The sequence below is a fragment of the Oleiphilus sp. HI0132 genome (genome assembly GCF_001635845.1).
In genome coordinates this window covers 1-425 of the sequence record NZ_LWGJ01000429.1, presented here as the reverse complement: position 1 = coordinate 425, position 425 = coordinate 1, and the positions used below count along the sequence as shown (strand labels likewise).

Genomic DNA, 425 nt, shown 5'->3' with positions numbered 1-425 from the left:
ATTTACTGGCCACTCAGATATTGGTTTTGCCGGCCATTGTTGAGGGGCCGACATTTTTAATATGGGAGATAACTCGTAATTAACCCCCGACATGACCAATAGGTCTGCCGATAAATTTTCGGGGCAAACTGGCAACGATATTTCCATTTCGAATTTTGGCATGAATTTCCTTATTAAAGCTCACGGAGTTCCACAAGATTGCTTGGTTATGTTTTAATATATTTTTTCCAGTAAATACCATAGATAGCTATTGGGATAACAAACTCTAAAATCATCGCCGGAATTAGAACACTAGCTGGAGGTCCTACGGACAATATTGAAATTAAACGGCCAAGCCCACCAATAAAAAATACCAAAGCAATAGATGGAATGAACTTATATTGAGCCTGAATATTTTGAGCGACCCAAAAGCAAAAGGCCCCATA

Annotated in this window: 1 protein-coding gene; it reads right to left on the bottom strand. The window is 39.1% G+C overall.

From position 1 onward, the window contains the following. Positions 1-206 precede the first annotated feature (206 nt). Positions 207-425: DUF4345 family protein (locus A3766_RS05220; protein ID WP_156508708.1), on the bottom strand; the 219-nt coding region annotated here is incomplete at its 5' end.